Source organism: Terrimesophilobacter mesophilus (assembly GCF_014200375.1).
Lineage (GTDB): Bacteria > Actinomycetota > Actinomycetes > Actinomycetales > Microbacteriaceae > Terrimesophilobacter > Terrimesophilobacter mesophilus.
Map to the genome: position 1 here is coordinate 2,153,372 of NZ_JACHBP010000001.1, position 26,400 is coordinate 2,179,771.

22 protein-coding genes and 1 tRNA gene are annotated in these 26,400 nt (G+C 67.1%); 14 read left to right on the forward strand and 9 right to left on the reverse strand.

What is annotated here, in order from left to right; all coding sequences use genetic code 11:
- Positions 1–48: 48 nt before the first annotated feature.
- Positions 49–1,383 (forward strand): MFS transporter, encoded by a 1,335-nt coding sequence (locus tag BKA04_RS10630; RefSeq protein WP_232842035.1) that lies wholly within the window; start codon positions 49–51, stop codon positions 1,381–1,383.
- 38 nt (positions 1,384–1,421) lie between these two features.
- Here BKA04_RS10630 and BKA04_RS10635 read toward each other — a convergent pair whose 3' ends face one another.
- A complete protein-coding gene (locus BKA04_RS10635) occupies positions 1,422–2,414 on the reverse strand; it encodes a phosphotransferase (protein WP_104096396.1) in 993 nt (330 codons plus the stop codon).
- Positions 2,415–2,495: 81 nt separating this feature from the next.
- Here BKA04_RS10635 and nudC point away from each other — a divergent pair, with 81 nt between their 5' ends.
- Both nudC and BKA04_RS10645 read left to right on the forward strand, forming a co-directional pair.
- The gene (gene nudC / locus BKA04_RS10640; RefSeq protein ID WP_232842036.1) at positions 2,496–3,449 is read left to right on the forward strand and encodes an NAD(+) diphosphatase; all 954 of its coding nucleotides are present in this window, start codon (positions 2,496–2,498) and stop codon (positions 3,447–3,449) included.
- A complete protein-coding gene (locus BKA04_RS10645) occupies positions 3,446–5,119 on the forward strand; it encodes an ATP-dependent helicase (RefSeq protein ID WP_267898942.1) in 1,674 nt (557 codons plus the stop codon). The genes nudC and BKA04_RS10645 overlap by 4 nt, the downstream gene beginning before the upstream one ends.
- On the opposite strand, the gene BKA04_RS10650 is transcribed toward BKA04_RS10645, so the two are convergent.
- Both BKA04_RS10650 and BKA04_RS10655 read right to left on the reverse strand, forming a co-directional pair.
- Entirely contained in the window at positions 5,016–5,921 is a 906-nt protein-coding gene (locus BKA04_RS10650) for a TOMM precursor leader peptide-binding protein (protein ID WP_104096397.1), read from the reverse strand. The two genes, BKA04_RS10645 and BKA04_RS10650, sit on opposite strands and share 104 nt — an antisense overlap.
- Before the next feature lie 71 nt (positions 5,922–5,992).
- A complete protein-coding gene (locus tag BKA04_RS10655) occupies positions 5,993–7,375 on the reverse strand; it encodes a zinc-dependent metalloprotease (protein ID WP_104096398.1) in 1,383 nt (460 codons plus the stop codon).
- Between the two features lie 103 nt (positions 7,376–7,478).
- Between BKA04_RS10655 and BKA04_RS10660 the strand changes: the two genes are divergently transcribed.
- The 3 genes from BKA04_RS10660 (at position 7,479) to BKA04_RS10670 (ending at position 11,692) form a co-directional block, all read left to right on the forward strand.
- Complete coding sequence (locus tag BKA04_RS10660; RefSeq protein ID WP_408646458.1) at positions 7,479–8,591, forward strand: YlbL family protein; 1,113 nt, start codon at positions 7,479–7,481, stop codon at positions 8,589–8,591.
- Positions 8,592–8,659: 68 nt separating this feature from the next.
- Complete coding sequence (locus BKA04_RS10665; RefSeq protein WP_104096400.1) at positions 8,660–11,572, forward strand: UPF0182 family membrane protein; 2,913 nt, start codon at positions 8,660–8,662, stop codon at positions 11,570–11,572.
- A gap of 46 nt (positions 11,573–11,618) precedes the next feature.
- Positions 11,619–11,692 (forward strand) — tRNA-Met (locus BKA04_RS10670).
- Positions 11,693–11,773: 81 nt separating this feature from the next.
- On the opposite strand, the gene BKA04_RS10675 is transcribed toward BKA04_RS10670, so the two are convergent.
- Both BKA04_RS10675 and BKA04_RS10680 read right to left on the reverse strand, forming a co-directional pair.
- Positions 11,774–12,568 (reverse strand): hypothetical protein, encoded by a 795-nt coding sequence (locus tag BKA04_RS10675; protein WP_104096401.1) that lies wholly within the window; start codon positions 12,566–12,568, stop codon positions 11,774–11,776.
- Between the two features lie 57 nt (positions 12,569–12,625).
- Positions 12,626–13,795: a thiolase family protein gene (locus BKA04_RS10680; RefSeq protein ID WP_104096402.1), complete on the reverse strand. Its 1,170-nt coding sequence runs from the start codon at positions 13,793–13,795 to the stop codon at positions 12,626–12,628.
- A 76-nt stretch (positions 13,796–13,871) separates the two neighbouring features.
- On the opposite strand from BKA04_RS10680, the gene BKA04_RS10685 reads away from it, so the two are divergent.
- The 4 genes from BKA04_RS10685 to BKA04_RS10700 all read left to right on the forward strand — a co-directional run bounded on the left by BKA04_RS10685 (position 13,872) and on the right by BKA04_RS10700 (position 17,922).
- Entirely contained in the window at positions 13,872–14,681 is an 810-nt protein-coding gene (locus BKA04_RS10685; protein ID WP_104096403.1) for a carbon-nitrogen hydrolase family protein, read from the forward strand.
- Positions 14,682–14,782: 101 nt separating this feature from the next.
- On the forward strand, positions 14,783–15,766 hold the full coding sequence (locus BKA04_RS10690) for a response regulator (protein ID WP_232842380.1): 984 nt from the start codon (positions 14,783–14,785) through the stop codon (positions 15,764–15,766).
- Between the two features lie 4 nt (positions 15,767–15,770).
- On the forward strand, positions 15,771–16,145 hold the full coding sequence (locus BKA04_RS10695) for a response regulator (protein ID WP_104096405.1): 375 nt from the start codon (positions 15,771–15,773) through the stop codon (positions 16,143–16,145).
- Between the two features lie 31 nt (positions 16,146–16,176).
- A complete protein-coding gene (locus tag BKA04_RS10700; protein WP_167309732.1) occupies positions 16,177–17,922 on the forward strand; it encodes a sensor histidine kinase in 1,746 nt (581 codons plus the stop codon).
- Here BKA04_RS10700 and BKA04_RS10705 read toward each other — a convergent pair.
- Positions 17,912–19,108, reverse strand: a complete 1,197-nt coding sequence (locus tag BKA04_RS10705; RefSeq protein WP_104096407.1) for an aminotransferase class I/II-fold pyridoxal phosphate-dependent enzyme — start codon at positions 19,106–19,108, stop codon at positions 17,912–17,914. The genes BKA04_RS10700 and BKA04_RS10705 overlap by 11 nt on opposite strands.
- An 81-nt stretch (positions 19,109–19,189) precedes the next feature.
- Here BKA04_RS10705 and BKA04_RS10710 point away from each other — a divergent pair, with 81 nt between their 5' ends.
- The 4 genes from BKA04_RS10710 to BKA04_RS10725 all read left to right on the forward strand — a co-directional run bounded on the left by BKA04_RS10710 (position 19,190) and on the right by BKA04_RS10725 (position 23,133).
- Positions 19,190–19,747 carry a hypothetical protein gene (locus BKA04_RS10710; protein WP_134542298.1) on the forward strand — a complete coding sequence of 186 codons (558 nt, stop codon included), beginning with the start codon at positions 19,190–19,192 and terminating at the stop codon, positions 19,745–19,747.
- A gap of 215 nt (positions 19,748–19,962) precedes the next feature.
- The gene (locus tag BKA04_RS10715; protein WP_146065766.1) at positions 19,963–20,496 is read left to right on the forward strand and encodes a PKD domain-containing protein; all 534 of its coding nucleotides are present in this window, start codon (positions 19,963–19,965) and stop codon (positions 20,494–20,496) included.
- Positions 20,497–20,626: 130 nt separating this feature from the next.
- Positions 20,627–22,021 (forward strand): S1C family serine protease, encoded by a 1,395-nt coding sequence (locus BKA04_RS10720; RefSeq protein ID WP_232842037.1) that lies wholly within the window; start codon positions 20,627–20,629, stop codon positions 22,019–22,021.
- A gap of 62 nt (positions 22,022–22,083) precedes the next feature.
- On the forward strand, positions 22,084–23,133 hold the full coding sequence (locus BKA04_RS10725; protein ID WP_104096411.1) for a glycosyltransferase family 2 protein: 1,050 nt from the start codon (positions 22,084–22,086) through the stop codon (positions 23,131–23,133).
- On the opposite strand, the gene BKA04_RS10730 is transcribed toward BKA04_RS10725, so the two are convergent.
- Genes BKA04_RS10730 through BKA04_RS10740 form a run of 3 tightly spaced genes read right to left on the reverse strand, consistent with a single transcriptional unit; the run spans position 23,130 to position 26,311 of the window.
- On the reverse strand, positions 23,130–23,471 hold the full coding sequence (locus BKA04_RS10730; RefSeq protein WP_104096412.1) for a TfoX/Sxy family protein: 342 nt from the start codon (positions 23,469–23,471) through the stop codon (positions 23,130–23,132). The genes BKA04_RS10725 and BKA04_RS10730 overlap by 4 nt on opposite strands.
- 54 nt (positions 23,472–23,525) lie before the next feature.
- Complete coding sequence (locus BKA04_RS10735; RefSeq protein ID WP_104096413.1) at positions 23,526–25,088, reverse strand: CDP-glycerol glycerophosphotransferase family protein; 1,563 nt, start codon at positions 25,086–25,088, stop codon at positions 23,526–23,528.
- On the reverse strand, positions 25,085–26,311 hold the full coding sequence (locus tag BKA04_RS10740; RefSeq protein WP_104096414.1) for a CDP-glycerol glycerophosphotransferase family protein: 1,227 nt from the start codon (positions 26,309–26,311) through the stop codon (positions 25,085–25,087). Before BKA04_RS10740 ends, BKA04_RS10735 begins: the two co-directional genes overlap by 4 nt.
- Positions 26,312–26,400: the final 89 nt, after the last annotated feature.

Here is a 26,400-nt window from a genome sequence, read left to right on the forward strand (position 1 = left end):
GCCGTCATAATACGAGTCAATGGAACGTCTCGACATACTGTAGACCGCGTGACACCGGAACAATCCCTCGACGACGCGGCCACCGCGCCCATACCGGTGATACTGCAGCGCCCGCTGTGGCGGGACACCTTCAGCAGCCTTCGCATTCACAACTACCGGCTGTATGTCGTGTCGCAACTCATCTCGAACACGTCGGGCTGGGCGATGCGCATCGCCATCGACTGGCTCGTCTTCGAGCTCACCGGGAGCGTCGCCCTCGTCGGGGTCACCGTGGCGCTGCAGTTCGGCCCGATGCTGTTCCTCGGCCCGTTCGGGGGAGTGGTGGCAGACCGCTACCCGAAGCGCCGTCTCCTCGTCACGACGCAGGCCATCAACGGCGTCGCCTGCACGGTGCTCGCGATCCTGACGATCAGCGGCGTCGTCGTCGTGTGGCAGGTCTTCGCGACGGCACTCGTCATGGGGTGCGTCGCGGTCGTCGACTCGCCGGCGCGCTCCGTGTTCGTGAACGAGATGGTCGGCCACGGCAAACTCGGCAACGCCATCAGCATCAACGCCTCGATCTTCCACCTCGGCGGACTCGTCGGGCCGGCGATCAGCGGCATCCTCATCGCCATCGTCGGTGCCGGTTGGTCGATCGCGGCGAACGGACTCGCGGCCGGGATCGTCGTCGTGACACTCCTCAGCATGCGCACGGCGGAACTCCTCCCGTCCCTCGTGGCATCGCGAAGCAAGGGCCAGATCCGTGAGGGGCTTCGGTATGTGCTGGCCAAACCGACGATCTTCTGGCCCATCGTCATGCTCGCCTTCGTCGCGACGTTCGGGATGAACCTTCCGGTCATGCTCGTCGCGTTCGCCGACCACGTCTTCGGCTCGGGGGCAGCCGGATACGGCCTGTACAGTTCGGCCGCAGCCCTCGGCGCTCTCGCGGGCGCGATCGCGTCCACCAGGAGGAGGGCGTACCGCCTGCGCTCGATCATGCTCGCCGCCGGATGCTTCGGCCTCGCGGTCGCCGCATCCGGCATCGCTCCCGTTGTGGCGGTCTTCCTGCTCTGCCTGGCGGCGATCGGTTTCACCCGACTGTTGTTCGCCACCGCCGCCGAGTCGATCGTGCAGATGTCATCGAACCGCATCATCCGTGGTCGGGTCATGGCGATCTACTCGATGGTCGTGCTCGGTGGTCAGGCGATCGGTGGGCCGCTCATGGGCTGGCTCGCAGAGCAGTGGGGCGTGCGTACCGCCATGGTCGCCTCCGGCATGGTTCCCGCCGTCGCCGCCATCGTGATCGCGGTACTCCTCGCTCGGACCGGCAGACTGTCGCTGCACTTCCGGTTGCGGAGGAGGATCGTTCCGATCTCGATCGAGGTACGGGGCCAGCTCGGTTAGAGAGCGTGGAGCGGAGTACGGGTCTCAGGCCCGGATCATCAGGCGCGCCGCTGGTCGAGCATCGCCTCGACCTCGTCGACGGCCATGACCGGGATGGTGTTGTGGCTGAGCGTGTTCGCGAGGTCGTTCTGCACGGAGTCGGCGAGAACATGAAGCATGGCGACCGCGTCGTCGACGATCTCGGTGGAGCGTTCCTGGGCGCCATGCAGCAGCCACTTGGCGAGTTCGAGTTCGGAGTAGAGGCGAGCGCGGCGCTCGAGCTGGCGGTCGCTCGATCCGCGGGCGAGCTGGTACTCGTCGATCGCCGTGTCGGCGACGCCATCGCGAGTCGATCCGAGCAGCCAGAACAGGTCGCGCGCGGGGTCGCCGACGCTCAGGCCCTGCCATCCGAGAATTCCGGATATCTCCTGGCCGTCCGCGAGGAGGGAATCCGCCGAGAGCGATCCATTCACGACGGTCGGCGCGAACTGCCACAGTGCGGAATCCTCTGCGGCGCTCTCCCAGCGACCGAGCAGGGCGGCGGGAACGAGCCCGGTGGCCGAAGCGCGGTCCATGATGACGATGTTGGCGCGAAGCAACTCCGTCGGGCTGAGGACCGGCAGTCCCGCGTCGACGACGAAGCTCGTCGGCAGGGTGTGGATCGCCGCAATGGCGCGCCCGATCGATGCGGCGAGCTCGCTGCCGGGTGCGATGTCCCCCAGCGCAACCCGCGAACCGTGTACGAAGGCGTAGACGACCGCGCGCGTACCGCCGATCGGCACCTGCCCTGCGAACGTGGAGACGCCGAACGGGAGCCTGCTCCGGATGCCGGTGCTGAGTGCCCGCAGTGCGACGAGGTCGGCGGACTGCTCGGCCTCCGCGCGCTCTGTGTTGGGGATGCGGATGATCCAGTGCGCGCCGTCCATTCCGGTCACGAGCGCGGCTTCGAAGTCGCCGTGGGCTCCGCTTCCGATGGCCATGGCCCCCGCAGCATCGAGCTCCGGGACCGCGGCCGTGGCGAGAGCGGCGAGGGTGAGATGGGATCTGGCCATACGGTCAGGGTAGGTCGTGTCTGGGCGAGCGGCTCCCAACGCCACGCACTTCCCATCCTTCTCTCCTGCAATGATGATGAGGTGACAGAGTCCCGCGCGCATCCGGCCGCTCCCGCCGCCGGGCTCGCCACGGCGCTCTCGCGCAGCGCTGTGGACCGGGACTACCTTTCCAGGCTCAGGCCGAACCTGTTCGAAGAGCTTCGGGCCGATCCGGGAACACGGCTTCTCCCGGTGTGGTCGGGGAAGGCGCTGTGCGACCTGGACGGCGCAGCATCCCTCGTCCTGTTCGCTCCGGATCGGATTTCGGCATCCGGCGCGGTGGCCCAGTTCTACCTGGGACGATCTACGTCGCCGGCCGGTCGCGAGCCGAAGGGAACCGCGTTCATCGCGGTGTCGCTGGACGACGAGGCGGCACTGACGCTGGCCGACGAGGATGCCTGGGTCGGCATGCGCGATGTCGCGGCGCTCCTCGACGACCGAGACGCCGGGCTGCTCGTGGAGGCCATCGCCCTGGCGAACTGGCGGGCATCCCACCGGTTCTCCCCTCGCACCGGTGGGCCGCTTGTTCTCGAGGATGGCGGCTGGGTTCTGCGCGCCCCAGGCGACAGCGCCGAGGTGTTCCCCCGGACCGACCCTGCGATCATCGTCGCGGTCGTGGACGAACAGGATCGTCTGCTGCTCGGGTCCAACGCGATGTGGCAGCACGACCGGTATTCACTCCTGGCCGGGTTCGTCGAGCCCGGCGAATCGCTCGAGGCCGCCGTCATTCGGGAGATCTTCGAGGAGTCCGGCATCCGGGTGGTCGACCCCACCTACCTCGGCTCGCAGCCCTGGCCGTTTCCCGCCTCTCTCATGCTCGGCTTCAGGGCGCTCGCGGACCCCTCTCAGGACTGGACACTCGCTCCGGATGGCACGGAGATCCTCGACGTGCGCTGGTTCACCCGCGAGGAGCTTCGCTCGGATGAGGGACTCATCCTCCCGGGGCCGGCCTCGATCGCGCGCGCCATCATCGACCAGTGGCTCGGTGCCGGGTGAACGCCGCGGATCTGCTCGACGGGCTCGATGCGGAGCAACGGATGGTGGCGGAGTCCCTGCGGGGACCGGTGCGCGTTCTCGCCGGCGCGGGGACAGGCAAGACCAGGGCCATCACGCACCGCATCGCCTACGGTGTGGCGACCGGTGTGTACACAGAGTCGAAGGTCATGGCCATCACGTTCACGACGCGCGCGGCATCCGAACTGAGGGGGAGGCTTCGCCGCCTCGGGGCCGGAGGTGTCGCGAGCCGGACCTTCCACGCGGCCGCATTGTCGCAACTCGCGTTCTTCTGGCCGCAGGTCGTCGGAGGAACCATGCCGAGAATCCTCGAGGGCAAGGCGCGCGTGCTGGGGCAAGCTGCCGAGTCCCTGCGCATCCGCGTCGACACGGCGACCCTGCGCGACGTGGCCGCCGAGGTCGAGTGGCGGAAGATCTCCTGCCTCTCGCTCGACGAGTATGCGAAGGCTGCTCGTCCGGTTCCCGCTGCGCTGGACCCCGCGAAGGTCCTCGACCTGCAGCGGGTGTACGAGGAGCTCAAGGATGCGCGTCGACAGCTGGACTTCGAGGATGTGCTCCTCGCGTGCGCCGGGATGATCGACTCGGAGCCACGCGTCGCGGAGCAGGTGCGGGAGCAGTACCGGTACTTCACCGTCGATGAGTACCAGGACGTCTCGCCGCTCCAGCAACGGCTTCTCGACCTGTGGCTCGGCGACCGGCAGGAGCTCTGCGTCGTCGGCGACGCGAGCCAGACCATCTATTCGTTCACGGGTGCGACTCCGGACTTCCTTCTCGGGTTTCCGCGGAGATACCCGAATGCGACCCTCGTGCAGCTCGAGCGGAACTACCGTTCGACTCCGGCGATCGTCGACACCGGCAACCGGCTCATGCGGGATCGGCCCGGCGCGCTCAACCTCGTCGCCTCGCGGGCCGCCGAGGCGCATCCGTCTCCCACGATCGACGCGCATCGCAGCGATGCGGCCGAGGCGAGGGAGGTCGCCTCCAGGATCGCCGACCTTCTCGAGTCCGGCGTCAGACCCCAGGACATTGCGGTGCTGTACCGGATCAACGCGCAGTCCGGACTGATCGGCACGGCGCTCGACGATGCCCGGATCGCCTTCCAGGTGAGAGGGGGGAGCCGGTTCTTCGACCTCGCCGAGATCAAGCAGGCGATCATGATGCTCAAGGGAGCGACGATCGTCAAGACGGATGAGGCGCTCTTCAAGACCGTGAGCGACGTGCTGCGCTCGCTCGGCTGGACCCAGGATCCGCCGGACACCGGTGGTGCCGTGCGTGCGAGGTGGGAGTCGCTCAACGCCCTCATGCTTCTGGCCGAGGAGCAGCCACCCGGCGCCGGCCTCGACGAATTCGTGGCCGAACTCGTCGAACGGTCATCCAGCCAGCACGAACCGACGATGCCGGCCGTCACCCTGGCGACACTGCACTCGGCCAAGGGGCTCGAGTGGGAGGTGGTCTTCGTCGTCGGGGTGCAGGAGGGGCTGCTCCCCATCGGTTACGCGGCCTCCCAGGAGGCGATCGACGAGGAGCGCAGGCTCCTCTACGTGGGTATCACGCGGGCACGGACGCGACTGCACCTCTCCTGGTCTGCGTCGAACGGCCAGCGTCCCGGCGCGAATACGGCGTCTCGTTTTCTTGCTGACCTGGTTCACTGAGCTCAGGGATTCCCGCACAACCGCACTCAGGATGCCGCGTCCAGGTCCTGCGCACCCGATGGCCCGTCGCGGCGTCGATCGAGATCGAGGTCGCCGTGTCCGCGCGGATGCCCGCCACTCGGGAGTGGACGATGCGGGCGACGGCCGTGGCCGCCTCACTCGCGAGGAACGGTGACTCGATGGGACTGCGCCTGCCGAGCAGTTGCGACGCGATGGCCGGCCATGCCGGGTCGGCATCCTTCCGGTGGAGTTCGAGGCAGAAGAGGCACGGTCCATCGCCCGGCTCGATGACCGGTCCGATGGTCACGCTCTTGTCCGAGAAGACGACGGGAAGGTGCGGGACGTCCCGCCGCAGCCAGCGCTGCCGAGTCCCCGGGTCGAGAACGAAGTCGCCGAGTACGACGGCGAAGTCGGTCAGCTCGTCTGCGTCGCCGGACCCGGCCGGGCGCCGGGAGTCGAGTTCGGCCTCGCGCAGTCTCCACTCGAGCCGGTCCGCTGTCGGTCCGCGTCCGTCGATCGTGACGATGCCGCGGGGTGCACGCGTGGGCACGGGGACGGTGTGCGTCGAGAGTGCAGGCCGGATGTCCCGCTCGAAGGCGGCGATGGCGTCGGCATCCAGACCGCACTCGTTTCCGATCATCGTGAGCCCCGCCCGCGTGACGCCCACCGCGAGGGCTGCGAGCATCCGTTCGTGGGCCGTCGACACCTGGTTCAGGAGAACGCGTGGTGCGTCGACGCCGAGCTGGAGGCTGTCCGGACTGCGCCAGACGACCGGGTATCGGGGATCGAGCTTGAGCGCCATCCCGACATGATGCCCGGACTTCGGCCGGTCGGGTGCGATCCCTCCACAGGGTCGCGGCGGTTCTCGACGAATCAGTCTTCGATGGGACGGTCGCCGTCGGGGTCGCCCAGGAGTTCTTCGATCGCTCGATCCACGTCGTCCGGCTCCTGGTCGGGGTTGGTGATGCGCGCGATGAGCGCGGCAGGGTCGTCGATGTCCTCGCTCGACGGGATGAGGTCGGGGTGCGACCAGAGCGCGTCGCGCCGCTCGGCCCCCACGGCATCCGTGAGCTGCTGCCACATCGCCGCCGCTTCGCGGAGTCGGCGCGGCCGCAGTTCGAGGCCGACGAGCGTCGAGATGGCCGACTCCGCCGGCCCGCCGGATGCCCGCCGCCTGCGGACGGTTTCGGCGATCGCACCCGATTTGGGGAGCCGGGTCGTTGCGTCGGCCGTGACGACATCCACCCAGCCTTCGATGAGTGCGAGAGTGGTCTCCAGCCTCGCAAGGGCCGCGAGCTGCTGCTCGTTCTTGGGGGCGAGCAGTTCGCCCTGGGAGACCGCACGCTGGAGCGATTCCGTGTTGCTCGGGTCGAAGTCTTCGACGAGGCTCTCGAGTCTCGTGGTGTCGATGCTGATCCCGCGGGCGATCTCGGTGATCGAGGTCAGCATCTGCAGGCGCAGCCACTTGGCGTGGCGGAAGAGGCGCGCGTGCGCGAGTTCGCGGACGGCGAGGTAGAGCCGCACCTGCTCGAGCTCGATGTCGAGTCCCGCGCCGAACGCGTCGAGGTTCTGCGGGATGATCGCGGCCTGGATGGCCCCATCGGCTGAGCCGTCGTCTCCGCCCAGGAGCGGGATGCCGACATCTCCGCCCGAGACGACCTCGGTGGAGAGCTGTCCGACGGCCTGCCCGAGCTGCATGGCGAAAAGGGTCCCTCCCACGTTGCGCATGAGCTTGCTCGCGCCGGCGATCATGTCGCCCATGTCCTCAGGCGACTGCTCGTGGAGGACGCGCGTCAAGGCGTCCGCGATGCTCGTCGCGACGGGTTCCGCCAGCTGGGTCCAGATCGGCATGGTCGCGGTGACCCACTCCGTGCGGCTGATGAGCCGCGGTGTCGACGTGATCTCGGAGATGAAGGTGACGTCGTCGAGCCACAGTGCGGCGACGTGGAAGGCCTGCTCGAGTGCCGAGCGTTCCGCCGGCAGCGATGGTGTGCGCTGGTGTCCGGCGACCGCCTTCGCCTGCTCGAGGGCGAGGCCCCAGTTGATGCCGTCCCCGCTGTTCTGCAGGGCATCCTGCAGTTTGCTCATGAGCTGCGCGATCTGCGCGGGGTCGCCGGGCAGCCCTGCAACCCCGGCGAGTTTGGACGGGTCGATGTCGGAGTCTCCGGACAGGAACCCGCGAAGCAGCTCCCGAAGATCGTCCTCCGGGTCGAAGTCGTCGTCGCGATCGAAGTCGCGATCCGAATTGTCAGGCATGAAAACTACGCTAGCCGCTGCGCGCAGGAGGTCGCTGGGATTTCACCTAGGCTTGGAGACTGGCAGTGCGCCTGTGGCGAACAGGGATCACGAAAGGATGACCGTGGCTCTCTTCGACAGCGTCGACGATCCGCCGGACAGGCGTCATGGCCGCGGCCGGAGGATCGGCGGCTGGATCGTCGCCGGCACGATTCTCGCGCTGTGCGTGTTCTCGCTCGTCCCGTCCCCGTACATCATCGAGACGCCCGGCCCGGTGTTCAACACTCTCGGCGACGTCACGATCGACGGTTCGAAGGTCCCGCTCATCGAGATCCCGAGCCAGACCACCTACCCGACCGCCGGCACTCTCGACCTCCTCACGGTGGACTCGATCGGAAATCCGCAGACTCTGCCGACCTGGTTCGAGGTCGTCACGGCCTGGTTCGATCCGAGCAGGGCCGTGCTGCCGTTGGATGCCGTATACCCGCCCGGATACACGGTGCAGCAGTCGAACGAGGATGGCCGCATCCAGATGGCCAATTCGCAGAAGGACGCCGTGGCGGCGGCGCTCACAGAGCTCGGCTACGACCTTCCCCGCGTGGTGACCGTCGGAGCCCTCACGGATGACTCCGCATCCAAAGGGATCCTCGAACCCGGCGATGTGATCGTGTCGGTGAACGGCGAGGCGGTCGGTTCTGTCGAATCCATGCGCGCCGTGATCGCGAAATCGGGCGCAGGCAATCCGATTCCGATCGTCATCATCCGCAACGGCGTCCAGTCGACCGTGTCGGTCACGCCGAAGATGAGCGACGAGAGCCCGCCGGCGCCGATCGTCGGCGTGTACCCGTCGATCGACTACACCTTCCCGTTCGACGTGACGATCCAGCTCCAGAATGTGGGCGGGCCGAGCGGCGGCCAGATGTTCGCGCTCGGCATCATCGACAAGCTCACGCCGGGCGAGCTGAACGGAGGCAAGAAGATCGCCGGAACGGGGACGATCGACGCTTCCGGTGCCGTCGGGGCGATCGGCGGCATCCGCCAGAAGATGTACGGGGCGCTGCACGCCGGCGCCACCTGGTTCCTGGCCCCGAAGTCGAACTGCAGCGAGGTCGTCGGTCACGTGCCGTCGGGGCTCACCGTCGTGGCCGTCTCGACGCTCAAGGACTCGCTTGCCGCGCTCAAGGCCATCGAGTCCGGGAGCGGAACGGCGTCACTTCCGAGCTGCGCCGCCGGTTAGCGGCGGGCACCCCGCGCAGGCAACGGTTACGATGGTGTGACCCCTTTTCTCAAGCCAGGAGCGATTCCTTGACTTCGTCACAAGCCGAGCGCCAACCCGTCCGACGTTCACGAGTGCCCCTGGTCGCCGCGATCGCGGTCATCGCCGTCATCGTCATCGGCTTCTTCATCTTCGCGGGGCTCTACGCCGACTGGCTCTGGTACTCGCAGCTGGGCTTCCTGAACGTTCTCACCACGCAGTGGATCGCGAGCGGTGTGATGTTCGCGATCGGGTTCTTCGCCATGGCGATCCCGGTGTGGATCAGCATCGAGGTGGCCTTCCGGTGGCGCCCGGTGTACGCGAAGCTCAGCTCACAGCTCGACCGCTACCAGCAGGTCATCGAGCCGCTTCGCCGGCTTGCGATGTACGGGATTCCGGCCGTGCTCGGGCTGTTCGCCGGATTCGCCACGAGCGCCAACTGGAAGGTCGCGCTCGAATGGCTGAACCGGACCCCTTCGGGGACGAAGGATCCGCAGTTCGGCCTCGACATTTCCTTCTACCTCTTCGAGCTGCCGTTCTACCACTCGGTTCTCGCATTCGCATCGGCTGTCGTTCTCATCGCGATCATCAGCGTCCTGGCGACGAGTTACCTGTACGGCGCGCTGCGTTTCAACGGGCGCGAGGTGCGGATCTCGCGCTCCGCCCGCATCCAGCTCGCCACGATGGGAGCGATCTACCTCGCGCTCCAGGCCGTGAGCATCTGGCTGGACCAGTACTCGACGATGGCGACGACCACGACGACCGACCTCATCACCGGTGCCTCCTACGCCGATGTGAACGCCGTCATCCCCGGTCGGGCGATTCTCGCGGGAATCGCGGCGCTCGTCGCGATCCTGTTCATCGTCACGGCCATCATCGGGCGGTGGCGCCTGCCGATCGTGGGGACGGCGCTCCTCATCGTGAGCGGCATCCTCATCGGTGGCGTGTACCCGTGGGTCGTGCAGAAGTTCCAGGTCGATCCGAGCGCGCGCAGCGTCGAGTCGACGTATATCCAGCGCAACATCGATGCGACGCGGGCGGCATACGGCGTGTCCGATGTCACGGAGACCCCGTACAAGGCGAAGACGGATGCCGAACCCGGCGCCCTGCGCAACGACGCGGAGACGACGGCGAACATCCGCATCCTCGACCCCGCGCTCGTGTCGGATGCGTTCGCGCAGCTCGAACAGATCAAGCAGTATTACCAGTTCGCGCCGCACCTGGATGTCGACCGCTACACGATCGACGGCAAGTCGCAGGACACCGTGATCGCGGTGCGCGAGCTGAACCAGTCCGGCATCGGCAGTTCGAGCAACTGGGTCAACGACCACATCGTGTACACGCACGGATACGGGGTGGTGGCGGCTTATGGCAACCAGCGCACCGTCGACGGCCTGCCGGTCTTCCTCGAGTCCGGAATCCCCAGCACGGGCGATCTCGGCGAGTTCGAGCCGCGCGTGTACTTCGGCGAGGCATCGCCGGACTACTCGATCGTCGGTGCGCCGAAGGGGGCACCGGAAGCCGAACTGGACTATCCATCCGGCACCGAGGAGAACAGCCAGAACGCCACGACGACGTATCAGGGCGATGGCGGGCCGAAGCTCGACAACATCTTCAACAAGCTCGTGTATGCGATCAAGTTCCAGTCGGAGCAGATCCTGCTCTCGAGCGATGTGAACGACCAGTCCCAGATCCTGTACGACCGCGACCCGCTGACCCGTGTGCAGAAGGTGGCGCCGTACCTCACCCTGGACTCCGACCCGTATCCCGCCATCGTGGACGGGAAGATCCAGTGGATCGTCGACGGCTACACGACGAGCGATCAATACCCGTATTCGAATATCGAGCAGCTCTCGAACGCGATCGCGGACACCTACACGCCGACGCCGCTGTTCGCGGTCGACGACATCAACTACATTCGCAACTCGGTGAAGGCCACGGTGGACGCCTACACCGGCAAGGTCACGCTGTACGCGTGGGATGATTCGGATCCGATTCTGAAGACCTGGCAGAAGATCTTCCCGACGACGATCAAGCCGATGAGCGCGATGAGCCCGGATCTCATGAGTCACGTTCGGTACCCGTCGGATCTGTTCAAGGTGCAGCGGGCGATTCTTGGCACCTACCACGTGACGGATCCCAACTCGTGGTTCTCGAGCGACGACGCCTGGGTGACCCCGCCGGACCCGACGCAGCCGCCGGCGAGCGCGAAGCTCCAGCCGCCGTATTACCTCACGATGAAGACACCGGGGGCTGATAAGTCGGCATTCACCCTGTACTCCACCTACATTCCGAAGGAGTCCGGCGACAAGGCGCGCAGCATCCTCACCGGATATCTCTCGGTGAATGCGGATGCCGGGGACACGCCGGGCACGATCTCGCCGGACTACGGCAAGTTCACCCTGCTCACTCTGCCGAAGGCGGAGACGGTGCCCGGCCCCGGCCAGGTGCAGAACAACTTCAACTCGGACCCGACCGTGTCGACCGAGCTGAACCTGCTCAGCCAGGGGTCGACGAAGGTGCTCAAGGGCAACCTGCTCACCCTGCCGGTCGGCGGCGGCCTGCTGTATGTGCAGCCGGTGTATATCCAGTCGACGGGGGAGACGAGCTACCCTCTCCTGAAGAAGGTTCTCGTGGCGTTCGGTGACAAGATCGCGTTCGAGCCGACGCTGGATGCCGCGCTCGATGAGATCTTCGGCGGCGACTCCGGGGCTTCGGCCGGCGACAACGGGACAGAGGGTCCTGGAACGGGTGGGCCCGGAACTGAGCAGCCTGGCACCGGCGGGCCGACGACGCCGTCCGACAACGCTGCGCTTGACGCTGCGCTCAAGGATGCTGCGGATGCACTCAAGGCGCGTGAGGCGGCCTACGCCGTCAACGACCTGGTTGCTGCGGCGCAGGCCGACAAGCAGTTGCAGGATGCGCTGGAGCGGGCGATCGCGGCCGCGGGTGTCACCCCGTAGCGGGCGGGCCCGGCCCGCCCCCCTGTGCTAGAGTTGACCCTCGTGACGCGGGGTGGAGCAGTTCGGTAGCTCGCCGGGCTCATAACCCGGAGGTCACAGGTTCAAATCCTGTCCCCGCAACGCAGTGCCCCGTCGGGTTCGTCCTGGCAGGCGACAGAAGGCCCGGAACCGCAAGGTTCCGGGCCTTCTGTCATGACCTGACTACGGGGTCGGGGGCGTGACGCTCTGGTTCTCCCAGTCGACGAGCTTCTGCGGGTCGATACCGCACTCCTTCACTTCCTGAGACAGCTGCTTGGTGAGACGGGACTTGCCCGCTGCGACCGCTTCCTGGGTCGTACCGACGAAGATCTGGCCGTCGGCGGAATCCTTGTTGACCGCCGACGCGTCCTGGCAGAGGTGGTACACGGATCCGGACTTCGTCCAGGTGACCTCGTCGGCGCCGGTAAGGAAGACGACGGCATCCGTGTCCTGGGCGTACGCCTCCTGCGACGGCGCATTCCAGTCGACACCGAACGCCAGCACGGCGACGAGCCCGACGACGATGGCGATTCCGCCGGCGATCCCCTTCTGCTTTCCATCCATGTCCTTGTTGAGGAAGATCATGATGATGAGCGGCAGGAACGCGAGGATCGTGATGATCGCGCCGAGTTGGTTCTGCACGAAGAACCGCACCTTGTCCTGCTTCGACGCGGGGTCGAAACGGTTCGCCTTCTTCCAGAGGACTGAGCCGACGGAGGCGAGGATGCCGATGACAACGATCAGACCGATCAGCAGGATGAGGTGCCAGGTCTCGAACGGCTTCTGACGCAGCAGCCAGAAGATCGCGAACGCCTCGGTGCCGAGCGCGAGCACCCACAGAACGGCGGCGATGATCCGGAATCGCCCGGCTTTGGACTTCGACTCCGCCGTCGGCGTCCAGACGGGCTCTTTGCTCGACGTGGTCTCGGCATCTCCGGTCGACTCGACCCGGACGACCTTCTTGTTGCTCTTGGCCATTTTCATCCCCTCGATGTAGGAGGCACCAGCATACCGGGACTGCGGGCTCCCGGACCCCTACCTTTCGAGCACGATCGCCAGGCCCTGGCCCACGCCGATGCAGATCGCGGCGACGCCCACACCGCCGCCTCGGCGAGCGAGTTCGTGGGCGACGTGGCCGACAATGCGCGCACCGGATGCGCCGAGCGGATGCCCGATGGCGATCGCGCCCCCGTGGATGTTGACCTTCTCCGGGTCGAGGTCCGGCCAGAGCTTGAGGCACGCAAGACTCTGCGACGCGAAGGCCTCGTTGAGCTCGACGACGTCGACATCCTCCCAGGTCTTTCCGGCGCGGGCGAGAGCCTTGTTCGCGGCCTCGACGGGGGCGATACCGAAGATGTCCGGGTCGACCGCGTGAACGCCCCTCGAGACGATGCGGGCGAGCGGCTCCGTGTCGAGGGCGTTCTCCGCGCCGATCACGAGGGCACCGGCGCCGTCGTTGAGGGGGGATGAGTTGCCGGCGGTGACCGAGCCGGTCCCGCGGAACGCGGGTTTAAGTTCGGCGAGGACCTCGAGGGACGTGTCGACCCTGATGCACTCGTCGCGCTCAAGGTCGACATCCGGCACCGCAACGACCTCGCGGTCGTAGATGCCCGCGTCCCAGGCCGCGGCGGCGAGTCGGTGACTGCGCAGCGCGAAGGCATCCTGCTCCTCACGGGAGATGTCGTAGCGGTCCGCGAGGATCTCGGCGGTCTCGCCGAGCGGCACGCTCCACTGGTCCGGCATCCGCGGATTGACCATGCGCCAGCCGAGCGTCGTCGAATACAGGGTCTCGTGGCCCGCCGGATAGGGCTTGGACGGCTTGAGCAGCACCCATGGCGCGCGGCTCATCGACTCGACTCCTCCGGCGAGCATGAGATGGGCGTCGCCGGTCTCGATCGCCCGGCTCGCCTGGATGACTGCTTCGACGCCGGAGCCGCACAACCGGTTCGTCGTGGCGCCGGGCACGGATGTCGGGAATCCCGCAAGGATCGCCGCCATGCGCGCGACGTTGCGGTTGTCCTCTCCCGCGCCGTTGGCATCGCCGAGGATGATGTCGTCCACGCGTGCGGGGTCGAGGGCGGGATTGCGTTGGAGCAGCTGGGCGAGCACGGTCGCGGCGAGGTCGTCCGGGCGCACGCCCGCAAGAGCCTTGCCGAGTCGGCCGAAGGGGGTGCGGATCGCGTCGAAGACGAAGCTGCTCGGCATGCCCCGAGTCTATTGCGTGGACCGCGGGCGGGTCCTCGTCGGCGCGAGACGCCCGCGATGCTCGTAGGCTTGCACCATGACCGACGACTCGATCGCGATCGCCGTCGCCCAGTTCGCGCCCGGCGACGACACGGCGCAGAATCTCGCGGACATCCGCTCGCTCGCCACCCGCGCGGCGAGCCGGGGCGCGAAGCTCGTCGTCTTCCCCGAATACTCGTCCTTCTTCGTGCCCGAGCTGGGCGAACGCTCGGTCGCCGCCGCCGAACCGATCGACGGCCCCTTCGCCACAGCGCTAGCCGCGCTCGCCGACGAGCTCGGCGTTCACCTCGTCGCCGGCATGCTCGAGACCGTCCCCGATCCAAAGCGGTTCTCCAACACGCTCGTCGCGTTCGACGCATCCGGAAGACTCGTCGGGAAGTACCGCAAGATCCACCTGTACGACGCCTTCGGGCAGAAGGAGTCCGACTGGGTCGTGGCCGGCCCGATCGAGGCGCCGGAGACCTTCGCGCTCGGCGGGCTCACCGTCGGCCTGCAGACCTGCTACGACATCCGGTTCCCCGAGGTGACCCGCCGCATCGTGGATGCCGGCGCCGACCTCATCCTGCTGCCCAGCGAGTGGGTACGCGGCCCGCTCAAGGAGCACCACTGGCGCACGCTCGTCACCGCACGCGCGCTCGAGAACACCGTCTACATCGCCGCTGCAGACCAGGCTCCGCCCATCGGCGCAGGCAACAGTATGATCGTCGACCCGATGGGCATCGAGCTCGCCACGATCGGCGAGAACACGGATGTCGCCGTCGCCTGGATCTCGCCCGCCCGCATCGCCGAGGTGCGCGCCGTGAATCCTGCACTCGCGCTGCGTCGATTCGGGGTCACCCCGCTCTGACGGGTCGGCATCGAACGATTGCTTTCTAACCTGCCATGGAGTGCGTAGGCTGTCTCTGACGGTCGATCTTGGGGGAGACGATGACTGAGCCTTATCGCGTGATGGTGGTCGAGGATGACCTCGATGTCGCCGAATACACACGCACGATTCTCGAGAACAAGCTGGGATGCACCGTTCTCACCTTCACCGATCCGACGGAGGTCCTGGCATCGGTCGGCGACTTCCGCCCCGAGGTGGTCATCACCGACATAGAGATGCCGGGGATGTCCGGGCTCGATCTCATCGTGCAGTTGCGCGAGGCGCGGCCGGGCATTCCGGTCATCGTCATGACCGCGCACGCTTCCATCGACTACGCCGTCACGGCGCTTCGCAACCAGGCGAACGAGTTTCTCACGAAGCCGATCTCATCCTCCGAGCTCGTGTCCCACGTGCGACGACTGGCGGAAGATTCCCGCGTGCGGGCGAACGCTGCCGGCAAGTCGGTCGTGCTGGCGATCGGCGCGCATCCGGATGACGTCGAGATCGGAGTGGGCGGGACCCTCGCAGCGCATCGCGCCGCGGGCGACCCCGTGGCGATTCTGACCCTCTCGAGCGGTTCGCGGGATGGCGGCATCCGCGCGGCGTGGGAGGAGGGCTCCGCCTCGGCGAGACTCATCGGGGCCAGGCTTCTTATGGAGGAGTTGCCTGCTCGGGAGTTCCGTCAGGAGCAGGCCGTGGACGTGATCGCCAAGGCGGTTGCCGAGCTGCTCCCCACGATCATCTACGTGCACACCGAGCACGATCGTGATCAGGACCACCGCACCGCGTTCGGCGCCACGATGATCGCGGCATCGGATGTCAGCTCACTCGTCTGTTTCCAGGGGTCGACAGCGACGGTGGATTACAGGCCGAACCGGTTCGTGACGATCGACGGCTTCACCGACGCCAAACTCGCCATGCTTGACTGCTTCGCGCGCGGCGGGTCGAGGCCGGGCATTCTCGATCCGGATCTCGCTCTCGCGACGGCACGCTACTGGGCGCGCTTCGGCCAGGGCACGTACTGCGAGCCGCTCGAGATCATTCGCGAATCCGGCCAGGTCGGCTGACCTCGTGGAGAGTGCCACCATCGCGCCCGCCGTCAGGGTGCTCATCGTCGAGGACGGTGAGGACCAGCGTTTCCTCATGCAGCGCTACTTCGAGCTCGCCGGATGCGAGGTCACCGCGGTGGAGACCGCCGAAGCCGCTCTGGAGACGATGCCGACCCAGGATCCCGACCTTGTCATGACCGACCTCATCCTCCCGGGGATGAACGGGTGGGAACTTGCCGAACGCATCCAGAGCGGGTGGCCGGACTGCGTCGTCGTGAGCTCGTCCGTCCTGGAGGCGGCACGGCATCCACCGCTCGCCGCGAGGCTGATGAAGCCGGTCTCCCGCGCGGATGTCCGCAGCCTTCTCGAGAAGCTGGTGCCTCGGTGGGCGGCCTGACCAGGCGAACCCGGATGTGGGCTTCCGCGGCATGAGAACGCGACTCCAGCGGTTCATCGCGCAGTTGACGACGGCAAGTCCGACGCCCGCGATCAAGCAGATGCCCTTCGCGGCCTTCTTCGTCGTCGCGCTGTTTCTCGCGCTCCTGCTGCCGACGCAGTTCGTGAGCTCCGGCGCCGCTGTGATCGCGGCCATGGTTCTCGCGCTCGTGGCGAGCATTCTCGCCGTGTACGTGAGTTCGCGTCCGGTCCACCCGGGTTGGGTGCTCCTCGTCCCGTCGATCGACTTCGTGGCGATCGGTCTTCTTCGCGGAGGCATGGGGAGCGGCAACTCGGCCTTCGGCGCTCTCGTTCTGCTGCCGATCCTCTGGCTCGCGGCTGAACGCGGACGGCGGTTCGTGCTGTTCGCGACACTGGGCGCGGTCGTGGCCGTCCTCATTCCGCTGGCCATCGAGTGGAGGCTGGCATTCGATCCGCAATTCGTCGTGCGCAGCCTCGTGAGTCCTCTTGTCTTCGTGGTGGCCGCCGTCGTCGTGAACCAACTCGCCCGACACTGGCAGGCGCGAGCGGAGGATGCCTCCCAGCGGGCGGAGGAGCGTGCCCGTCTGCTGCGCGAGGCGGTCGAACATGCCGAGCGGCTCGCCGAGCGTGAAGCAGAACTCCGCGCGCTCGAGCGGATGTTCCGCGGCCTGTGGGCCGCCGTCACCGAGCAGTCGGTGATCGGTACGGACCGCACCGGTCTCATCGACGCCTGGAGCCCCGGCGCGACGAAGATGCTCGGGTATACCGACGACGAGACCGAGGGCATCCGCAGAGTCGACGAATTCCACCTCCAGGACGAGCTCGCTGCTCGATCGAAGGAGCTCAACTATCCCGCGGGTGAGACGGTTCTCAACCCGGGTTTCTCCGCCCTCGTCGAGCCGGCCCGGCTGGGCGTTGCGGAGATCAGGGAGTGGGCCTACCGCGCATCCGATGGTCGCATCATCCCGGTAGACCTTGCCGTCACCCCTCGGCTGGACGAGTCGGGGGACATCACCGGCTACCTCTTCATCGCGAGTGACCTCACGAAGGCGAAGGAGCTCTCCCGGCTCAAGGACGAGTTCGTCGGGCTCATCTCTCACGAGCTGAGGACGCCGCTCAGTTCGATACTCGGCTATCTGGAGTTGCTGCGCGACGAGGACGGGACCGAGCTCACCGCCAACCAGCTGCACTACCTTTCCGTGGCCGAGCGCAACGCGAACCGACTGCTGCGACTCGTCGGAGACCTGCTCTTCACCGCACAGGTCGACTCGGGGATGTTCCAGGTCGACCAGAGCGAACAGAATCTGAGCGCCATCGTGGCCGCGTCGGTCGAGTCGGCGCGGCCGGCCGCGGCGACCGCCGGGATCGAACTCGCGATGAGCGCTCCGGATCGCACGATCATCCGCGGTGATGTCGTTCGTCTCGGTCAGGCGTGCGACAACCTCATCTCGAATGCCCTCAAGTTCACGCCACGCGGTGGCAACGTGACAGTCAGTGTCGTGACCGACGCGGAGAACGCGACGGTGTCCTTCCAGGACACCGGGATGGGGATACCGCCCGCCGAACTCGACAAGCTCTTCTCCCGATTCTTCCGCGCGTCGACAGCGACGAGGAACGCCGTGCCGGGAGTCGGACTCGGCCTCGTGATCACGAAGGCGATCGTGTCGGCCCATGGCGGCGAGCTCGGGGTCACGAGCGAGGAGGGCGCGGGCACCCGCTTCACCATGAGCCTGCCACTGGCCCCAGTCAGCGCCTGATCCCCGCCAGTTGCGCCGCCGCGCGCTCGAGCACCTCGGTCTTCTTGCAGAACGCGAACCGGATGAGCGAGGCATAGTCCGCCCGGCGCTCCGGCCTGACGAATGCGGTCACCGGGATGCCGACGACGCCGGCGAGTTCCGGCAGCCGGCGGCACGCGTCGTCCGCGTCGGCGAAGCCGAGCGGGGCGGCATCCGCGATCACGAAGTAGCCGCCACGGGGGCGCGAGACGGTGAACCCGGCAGCGACGAGGCCGGCGAACAACAGGCCGCACTTCGCCTCGAGGGCGGCGGCGGCATCCGTGAAGTAGGAGTCGGGCAGGCCGAGCCCGACGGCGATGGCCGGCTGGAACGGTGCGCCGTTGACGAACGTGAGGAACTGCTTGACCGCGGTGATCGCCTCGATGAGTTCGTGCGGGGCGGTGACCCAGCCGATCTTCCAGCCGGTCGTGCTGAATGTCTTGCCGCCGCTCGAGATGCTGACAGTGCGTTCGCGCGCTCCGGGGAGGCTCGCGATCGGAGTGTGGGAAGTGCTGAAGGTCAGGTGCTCGTAGACCTCGTCGGTGACGATGAGCGCATCGTGCTGGTGTGCTAGTTCGACGATGAGGGAGAGCGTGTCCGCCCCGAGAATCGTGCCGGTGGGGTTGTGCGGGTCGTTGATCAGGATGATGCGGGTGCGGTCGGTGACGGCGGCGCGGAGTTCGTCATGGTCGGGCTGGAAGTCCGCACCACGCAGCGGTACCGTGACGTGCCGGAGCCGGGCGAGCCCCGCAATCGCCGCATAGGAGTCGTAGAACGGTTCGAAGGTGACGAGCTCATCGCCGTCGTCCGTGAGGGCCAGGATCGTCGCGGCGAGCGCCTCCGTGGCGCCGGCGGTGACGAGCACTTCGCGGTCGGGGTCGACATCGAGACCGTAGAAGCGGAACTGGTGCTGCGCGATGGCCTGCCGCAGAACGGGCATGCCGAGCCCCGGCGGGTACTGGTTCAGCCCAGCACTGATGGCGTCCCGCGCAGCGTCGAGCACTTCCGCTGGGCCGTCTTCGTCGGGGAAACCCTGGCCCAGATTGATGGCCCCCGTCGTCGCCGCCAGCGCGGACATCTCCGCGAAGATCGTCGGACGCAGCTGGTCATCGTCACCGAGCAGCATCGCGCCTCTCGCGGTTCGCTCCCACGCGCCATGCACGGTCATGATCCAACGCTATCGCGACTTGTGGATAACTCTGGCGGGAACAGGCGGCCCTGACCTACCTTCGTTCCCATGGGGTTTCGGATGCTGCACCCTGCAGCAACACTGCTGGCCATACTGCTGCTCGCCGGCTGCGTACCCAGCGAGCCCGTCATCTCGCCGCCGCCGGAACCTCACTCGACTCCCATCTTCGCGTCCGACGAGGATGCTCTCGCGGCGGCCACGGAGGCGTATGCGAAGTACCTTGCGGTTTCAGATCAGATTCTCTCCGACGGTGGCAAGGGCGAGGAGCGACTGCTTACAGTCGCGACTAGAGAGTGGGCCGAGTTGCAGAACGAGGGTTTCGCGGAGGCCCGCGAGAAGGGTTGGCACAGCACTGGAACAACGACGTTCGACTCGCTAAGGATTGAACAATACGATTCGCACGCCGTCCAAGGCGCACCAATAATGCGGGCGTACGTATGTATAGATGTCTCGAGCGTTGACGTTCTAGATGCGAGGGGCGTCAGTGTCGTCTCGACCGACCGACCTGATCGCTCTCCCGCCGAGATCGCCTATTCGTGGTTCGAGAAGCCAAATCGCGGCATCTTGATTGCCCATATTGACCCGTGGGGAGGCCGAGACTTTTGCACAGACTCCTAATTGCGACCATTGCCATGGTTCTCTTGGTTTCGGTTGGTTCAGTGCCCGCCTGGGCAGATTCGTCCTGTACCGACTTGGAGCGCGCGACGACCGGCTGTCCAAACATCTCAGTCGGCAACGATGGCCACGAGGTCACGATCGGCGGGGAAGTCGACCAGCCCGGCACTGGCGGCGGGCCCGGCTCGAGCTCCGGCGCCGATCCGGTACCCGATCCGATGCCGCCGCTCACAGTCGATCGCCCGGGTTACACCGTCACGATTCCGGTGACGCTCTCCGACCTCGCGCGGTTCCGACCGAATCCGGGAACCGACCACATGCAGCCGGACGGATGGATGATCGTCGGCCTGTCCACGAACTTCTACGCGCGCGCCGCCCAGCACGTGAAGACGGGGGCGCTTCTCGGCGAGCCGGCATCGGTGCGTTTCACGCCCGTTCGCTACGCCTGGACCTACGGCGACGGCTCGTCGCGAACGGCCTCGACACCCGGGTCGACCTGGGACGCCCTCGGCGTACACGAATTCGACGCGACGGCGACGAGCCACATCTACCGCAACCCGGGGAGATACCTGATCGACCTCACCATCGGCTACGCCCCCGAGTATCGACTCGCATCCGGCAGCGAATGGATTCCGGTCGCCGGCCTCGTCTGGGTACCCGCGAATCGCCTCGTGGCGGTCGCGGCGGCAGGGGCGAAAACCGTCCTCGTCGAAGACGAATGCACCGTGAACCCGTTCGGCCCAGGCTGCTGACACCGTCCAGCTCCGGCCCGCTCGCACGCTCACCCACGGTTCATCGGATCCCGTCGGCGCGCTCACAGCCCAGTCAAATACAATGCTCAGGCTGCAGTTGGATGCTATCCCTGCCTGGAAGGAGCACCCCATGACTGACAACCCAGAGGTTGAGAACCCCGACACCACCGAGCCGACCCCGTCAGCCGGTCCCGCAGAGCCCGCTGCCACGCAGCCGACCCCGTCGGTCACAGACACCGAACCCACCGCCGTTCCTCCGGCCTTCGCTGCCAGTGCGCAGGCGCCGGCATCCGCTCCCGCCAAGCGCTCCACCCCGGTCGGCCTCGTCGCAGCGCTCGCCGTCGGCGCGCTCGTCGGCGGCGTATCCGGTGCCGGTGTCGCCACGTGGGCCATCACCTCGAACGTCAACCTTCACTCCACAGCGGCCAGCGCGCCCGGCCCGTCCACCATCACGGTCAACGACGCGGCGGATGCCACGCGCATCACCGCGATCGCCGCATCCGCCGGTCCCTCCGTCGTGACCGTCTCCGTGCAGGGCGGAAGCTCAGCAGGAACCGGATCGGGTGTCATCCTCACCGAGGACGGCTACATCCTCACCAACACCCATGTCGTCACACTGGATGGTGAGACCGCGCATCCGACCATCTCGGTGCAGTCCTATGACGGACACCTCTACACCGCCAAACTGGTCGGCACCGACCCGATCACCGACCTCGCGGTCATCAAGATCCAGGGCACCTTCCAACCGCTGCAGTTCGCCGACTCGAGCAAACTGAACGTCGGCGACGACACCGTCGCGATCGGTGCACCGCTCGGCCTGTCCAACACGGTCACCAACGGCATCGTCAGCGCACTCAACCGCAGCATCACGGTCTCCTCCTCCGCGGCGCCCAAGGAAGGCACGTCACCGACACCGAACGACAACGGCGGAAGCGGACCGTTCAACTTCTGGGAGTTCCCCGGCCAGGGCGGATCGCAGGACCAGCAGCCACAGAGCGCAGCGCAGCAGGCGAACATCTTCCTGCCCGTCATCCAGACGGATGCCGCCATCAATCCCGGAAACTCCGGCGGAGCGCTCCTCGACCTCGACGGCAAGGTCATCGGAATCAACGTCGCGATCGCCGGCACCGGCAACTCGACCGGCGGTCAGTCCGGAAGCATCGGCGTGGGCTTCGCGATCCCGTCCAACCTCGCCAAGCGCATCGCGTTCGACATCATCAACGGCGGCGCGGCGACGCACGGACTGCTCGGCGCGACCGTCATGGATGTGACCGGCGACAGCGCGATCACCACCAAGACCGTGGTCGGCGCGAGCGTCCAGTCCGTGACAGACGGCGGGGCCGCCGCGAAGGCCGGAATCCGAAAGGGCGACGTCATCACCGGTTTCAACGGGCTCCCGATCACGGGAAGCACAGACCTCACCGCGCAGGTGCGGGCGGCGGAAGCAGGCTCCCACGCGACCGTCACCTACGTTCGCAACGGACAGTCGACGACCGTCAACGTCGTCCTCGGTGAACTCAAGTAATTCACGATCGAGCAGATGCCCGACCGCCGGTGAGGCGGCCGGGCATCTGCCATAGTTGACGGATGGCGTCGACCGCACAACCGCATCCGGCGGTGTCGTATGTCATGCCCGTCCTCAACGAGTTCGACTACATCGAAACCGCGATCAGGACGGTACTCGACCAGGACTACCCGGGCGAGACGGAACTCGTCATTGCGCTCGGGCCGTCGACGGATGGGACCACCGAGCTGGTCCGAAGGCTCGCGAGCGCAGACAAGCGCATCCACACCGTCGAGAACCCGGATGCCGACATCCCGGTCGGGTTGAACCTCGCCATCCGCGCGAGCAGCAATCCGATCGTGGTCAGGGTCGACGCTCACTCGCAGCTCGAACCCGGATACACGAGCGCGGCCGTCGCCACGCTCGAGCGCACCGGCGCAGCGAACGTCGGCGGCGTCATGTTCGCGAAGGGCACGACGCCGTTCCAGTCGTCCGTCGCGCGCGCATACAACAGCCCCTTCGGGCTCGGCGGTGCCCGATACCACGGTGGCGCGAAGGAGGGCCCCGCGGAATCCGCCTATCTCGGCGTGTTCCGGCGTGAGGCACTGGAGAAGGCGGGACTCTTCGACGAGACGATCCGACGCGGAGAGGACTGGGAACTCAACCTGCGCATCCGCTGGGGCGGAGGCACCGTGTGGTTCGATCCCGACCTGAAGGTCACCTACTGGCCACGAGAGAACTGGCCCAAGCTCGCACGGCAGTTCTTCGCCACCGGGGTCTGGCGTGCAGAACTCGTGCGCCGCATCCGAGGCCGGAACCCGTGGCGGTTCTACGCGCCACCGCTCCTCGTGCTCTCGCTCATCGTGTGCATCGTCGTCGCCGTGCTTCAGCTCACCGGGGTTCTGCACGGTCGACTCGGGCTCGCGGCCTGCCTCGTCTACCTCGCGCCCATTCTCTACTTCGCCCTCGTCATCTGGGTCGCCCTCACGCAGGATGTCGTGAAGCCGTGGCGTGACCGATGGCTGTTCCTCATCGTGCTGCCGACGATGCACATCAGCTGGGGGACCGGATTCCTGCTCGGCGTCATCCGCGGTGCCGGCGACACGAACGACACCTCGCGAACGGGCGCCTAGCTCTTCGTTTTCGGCGCCCGAGGCTTCTTGGGCTTCGGCGCGGGCAGGATGTCGGCGGTGCGCTGCACGAGGTCCTGCAGCCATTCGCGGTTCTCCAGACTGTCGCCCGGCACCTCGTAGTAGAGCTTGGATCCGGGGTAGGCGGGAGCCATCGAGTCCGGACCGAGCAGCTCTTCTCCCACAGGCGTCGGCTTCATGAAGACCGTGTCGTCGCAGATGAAGGCGACCGTCTTCCCGTCGCAGTACAGTGCGAACTCGCCGAACATCGCGCAGGTGCTGACCTCGAGCGGATGCAGCTGGTCCAGAACGTAGTCGGCCGTCTCTTTGCGCGTGGACATGGTGTCACGATACCGCGGGCCGCTGGTGTGGGCGCATGAGACAGCGACGGTCGGTCAGATCCTGCCCTCGCGGATGAGCCGCGCCATCACGCGCTCCGCCGCACCGCCGTCGTCGTGGGGATTGAACCGCTCCCGCCAGGCCGCGTATCGCGCCGCGAACTCGTCCTGCACGGCATCCGGGTCTCGGACGAGCCTCACCAGCTCGGCCGGGTCCTGCACGACCGGGCCGGGGGCGACCGCCAGCAGGTCGAAGTAGAAACCGCGCAGCACCTGGCGGTATCGGTCGAGATCCGGAGTGAAGAAGTAGATCGGCTTTCCGGTGACACTGAAGTCGAACATGACGCTCGAATAGTCGGTGATGAGCGCGTCGGCCGCGAGGAACAGCTCCGAGACATCCGGATAGCTCGTGACATCGATCACGCCGCCTGCGCGCACATCCTCGCCGGGCTGGATGGTGCGCGAGTGCCCGCGGATGAGCGTGACGTACCCCGGACCGAGCTGTTCCGTGAACCGCGCGACGTCGAGGTGGTCGACGCGATCAGGGTGGTCATCGCGCCAGGTCGGCGCGTAGAGCAGCACGTGCACGTCATTCGGGATGCCGAGGCGCGCACGGATGGCCATGGCGTCACCGGTCACCAGGATGTCGTCCCGTGGGTATCCTTCCTCCCAGATCGGCCCCAGGTAGGCGTACGCGCGCCGGAAGATCCGCGCGGCATACTCGTTCTGCGCCAGAAGGATGTCCCAGCGTGAACGTTCGCGCAGCGTCGCCAACGCGGGCCGGATGCCGGGCCTCCTGCGCGACAGCGCGAGCTTCTTGAGCATCGTCCCGTGCCAGGTCTGCACGACGGTCTGGTGTCTCCGCTTGTGGAAGCGGTTCCTCAGCCAGTCATTGATGACGATGAGTCGGGCATTCGCGCGTGCGTCCCACCAGGCCGCGCTGCCCTCGATCACGGCGATCGCGCCGTCGGGAACCGCAACCGACGCGTCGGCAACGGCCCAATACCTCACGGTGTCCGGGCGCGCCCGCACGAGAGCCCGATCCAGGGCCAGCGGGTTGCAGGAAGCGTTCTGGCCGTAGAAACTCTCGAAGAACGCGGCATCCTCTGGGGCGGATGGCGCTGAGCGGTACCGCGCTTCGAGCCTTGCCTGGTTCTCGGAACCGAGCTCGTCGTCCGCGAGCGGGGGAGTGAAGACCACCGTCATGCCGGCATCCGTGGTGCGAAACGCGATGCGGAACAGGCCTGCCACCAGTTGAGGCGCGGGCAGCACGGTCGAGGCCGGCGCGGATTCGGGGGGCGCCGCATCCAGGATCGCGCCGTCCGCCACGAAACGGTACATGCCGCTGGGCGGAGGAAGAGCGGGGCCGCCCCAGCGGCTCGTGCACAGAGGAACCCTCGCGCGCCAGGTGCGGGAACCCGTATCGCCGGCGTGCGGACCGGGCTCGCCGGCATTCGGCTCGACTGACCCTGGCATCCGAAGTCGCGGCCCGACGAGTTCGAGCGATTCCGGGGCGGTCCCCGTCCCGTTGAGCTCGAGAATCGGGCCGGAAGCGGTCCGGTCCGACGATGCCGTGACCAGGGCGATCGACTCGAGCGCGAAGGTCCGCTGCGCCGTCATGCCTGACCTCCGAGTCGGGTGCGAAGTACTTCGTACACTCTTTCAGTGTTCCGGCCGTCGCGGTACTCGTGGTGGGTTGCGGCGAGGTGAACGGCATGCGCCGCAAGTCGTTCTAGAGCGACCGGCTTATTGCCACTTGCGGGTGTCGCGAGCAGGGCGAGCAGTTCGGCCCACGACTCGACCTCGCTCCCGCCGCTGAACTCGCGGTACGGCTCGTAGAGGCCGCGCGTTCGCGCGTACTCACGCGCATCCGGGGCCAGGAAGGCGATCGGTCGGCCGAGAAGGGCGAAGTCGAACGCGATCGACGAATAGTCGGTGACGAGGATGTCGATGGCCGGCAGCACAGGATTGATGTCGTTCTGCACGGTGGCCGACAGCATGCGGATCCGGTTCGATGCCGCAGGTCCCGGCCGGTAGTCGCCCACGCTGTGCGGATGCGGCCGCAGGACGAGCACGCGCGCGGTCGCCTCCAGGTGCTCGGCGATGCTCGACCACTCCGCGTCGGTGGGGACGACAGGGTCCGCTTCGCCGTCGCGCCAAGTGGGAGCGAAGAGGATGACCTCGTCTCCGCCAAGGCCGCCGACCCCGCGCTCGAGCAGTTCGCGCGCCGCCTCGCGGGGACCCAGGACGGCATCGTCGCGGGGGTCGCCGGTCACCACGACGCGGTCCGCCGGCAGTCCGAACGCGGTGCGCAGGCGGCCGGCTGAGGATTCGGATGCGGCAGGGACGAGGTCGATCGCGGCGGAGTTCCTGCGATAGAGGGCGCGCAGCATCCGGCTCACGAGGCCGGAGCCGCCGAACGTGACGGGCGAATCGAGCTGGATCCTCTTGAGCGGGATGCCGTGCCAGAGCTGGAGGATGAACGCGCCGTGGGTGCCGAAACGGTTCACGTCGCCGAGCCCGTGGGTGACGACGATCACGCGGGCACGCAACGTCATCCGGAAGCCTCGCCAGCTCGAGCGCAGCACCGAGGTCAGGCCGAGTGCGCGGGCGCGGGCCAGCTCCTCGCGGTCGCGCGCGATCCAGACGAGACGGAGCGACGGGTCTGCGGCATCGGCCATCCGATACAGTGCGAGTGAGCCCTCGCCGAGCCCTGAACCGCACGCGAACACCCAGAGGGCATCCCGCCGCCGAATGAACACACTCGCGAGTCGCCCGAGCGCGTAGAGCGGCGACGAGAGAAGCTTCGTCGCATTCCCTCTGGCGAAAGTGAAACTGGGCACTGGGCGGTCGCGCTCTTTCATCCGGTGGTCTGTCGGGGCGAGCCTAGCAGCGACGCCTGTCCGCGGTATCGGCTGGGTAACGTTCGACG

Coding starts and splice junctions, on each gene's coding strand:
- BKA04_RS10635 (WP_104096396.1), bottom strand. CDS start 2,414: ATGGCCAGATCCCATCTCACCCTCGCCGCTCTCGCCACGGCCGCGGTC.
- BKA04_RS10650 (WP_104096397.1), bottom strand. CDS start 5,921: ATGGCGCTCAAGCTCGATCCCCGATACCCGGTCGTCTGGCGCAGTCCG.
- BKA04_RS10655 (WP_104096398.1), bottom strand. CDS start 7,375: ATGCCTGACAATTCGGATCGCGACTTCGATCGCGACGACGACTTCGAC.
- BKA04_RS10675 (WP_104096401.1), bottom strand. CDS start 12,568: ATGGCCAAGAGCAACAAGAAGGTCGTCCGGGTCGAGTCGACCGGAGAT.
- BKA04_RS10680 (WP_104096402.1), bottom strand. CDS start 13,795: ATGCCGAGCAGCTTCGTCTTCGACGCGATCCGCACCCCCTTCGGCCGA.
- BKA04_RS10685 (WP_104096403.1), top strand. CDS start 13,872: ATGACCGACGACTCGATCGCGATCGCCGTCGCCCAGTTCGCGCCCGGC.
- BKA04_RS10690 (WP_232842380.1), top strand. CDS start 14,783: ATGGTGGTCGAGGATGACCTCGATGTCGCCGAATACACACGCACGATT.
- BKA04_RS10700 (WP_167309732.1), top strand. CDS start 16,177: ATGAGAACGCGACTCCAGCGGTTCATCGCGCAGTTGACGACGGCAAGT.
- BKA04_RS10705 (WP_104096407.1), bottom strand. CDS start 19,108: ATGACCGTGCATGGCGCGTGGGAGCGAACCGCGAGAGGCGCGATGCTG.
- BKA04_RS10710 (WP_134542298.1), top strand. CDS start 19,190: ATGCTGCACCCTGCAGCAACACTGCTGGCCATACTGCTGCTCGCCGGC.
- BKA04_RS10715 (WP_146065766.1), top strand. CDS start 19,963: ATGCCGCCGCTCACAGTCGATCGCCCGGGTTACACCGTCACGATTCCG.
- BKA04_RS10720 (WP_232842037.1), top strand. CDS start 20,627: ATGACTGACAACCCAGAGGTTGAGAACCCCGACACCACCGAGCCGACC.
- BKA04_RS10725 (WP_104096411.1), top strand. CDS start 22,084: ATGGCGTCGACCGCACAACCGCATCCGGCGGTGTCGTATGTCATGCCC.
- BKA04_RS10730 (WP_104096412.1), bottom strand. CDS start 23,471: ATGTCCACGCGCAAAGAGACGGCCGACTACGTTCTGGACCAGCTGCAT.
- BKA04_RS10735 (WP_104096413.1), bottom strand. CDS start 25,088: ATGACGGCGCAGCGGACCTTCGCGCTCGAGTCGATCGCCCTGGTCACG.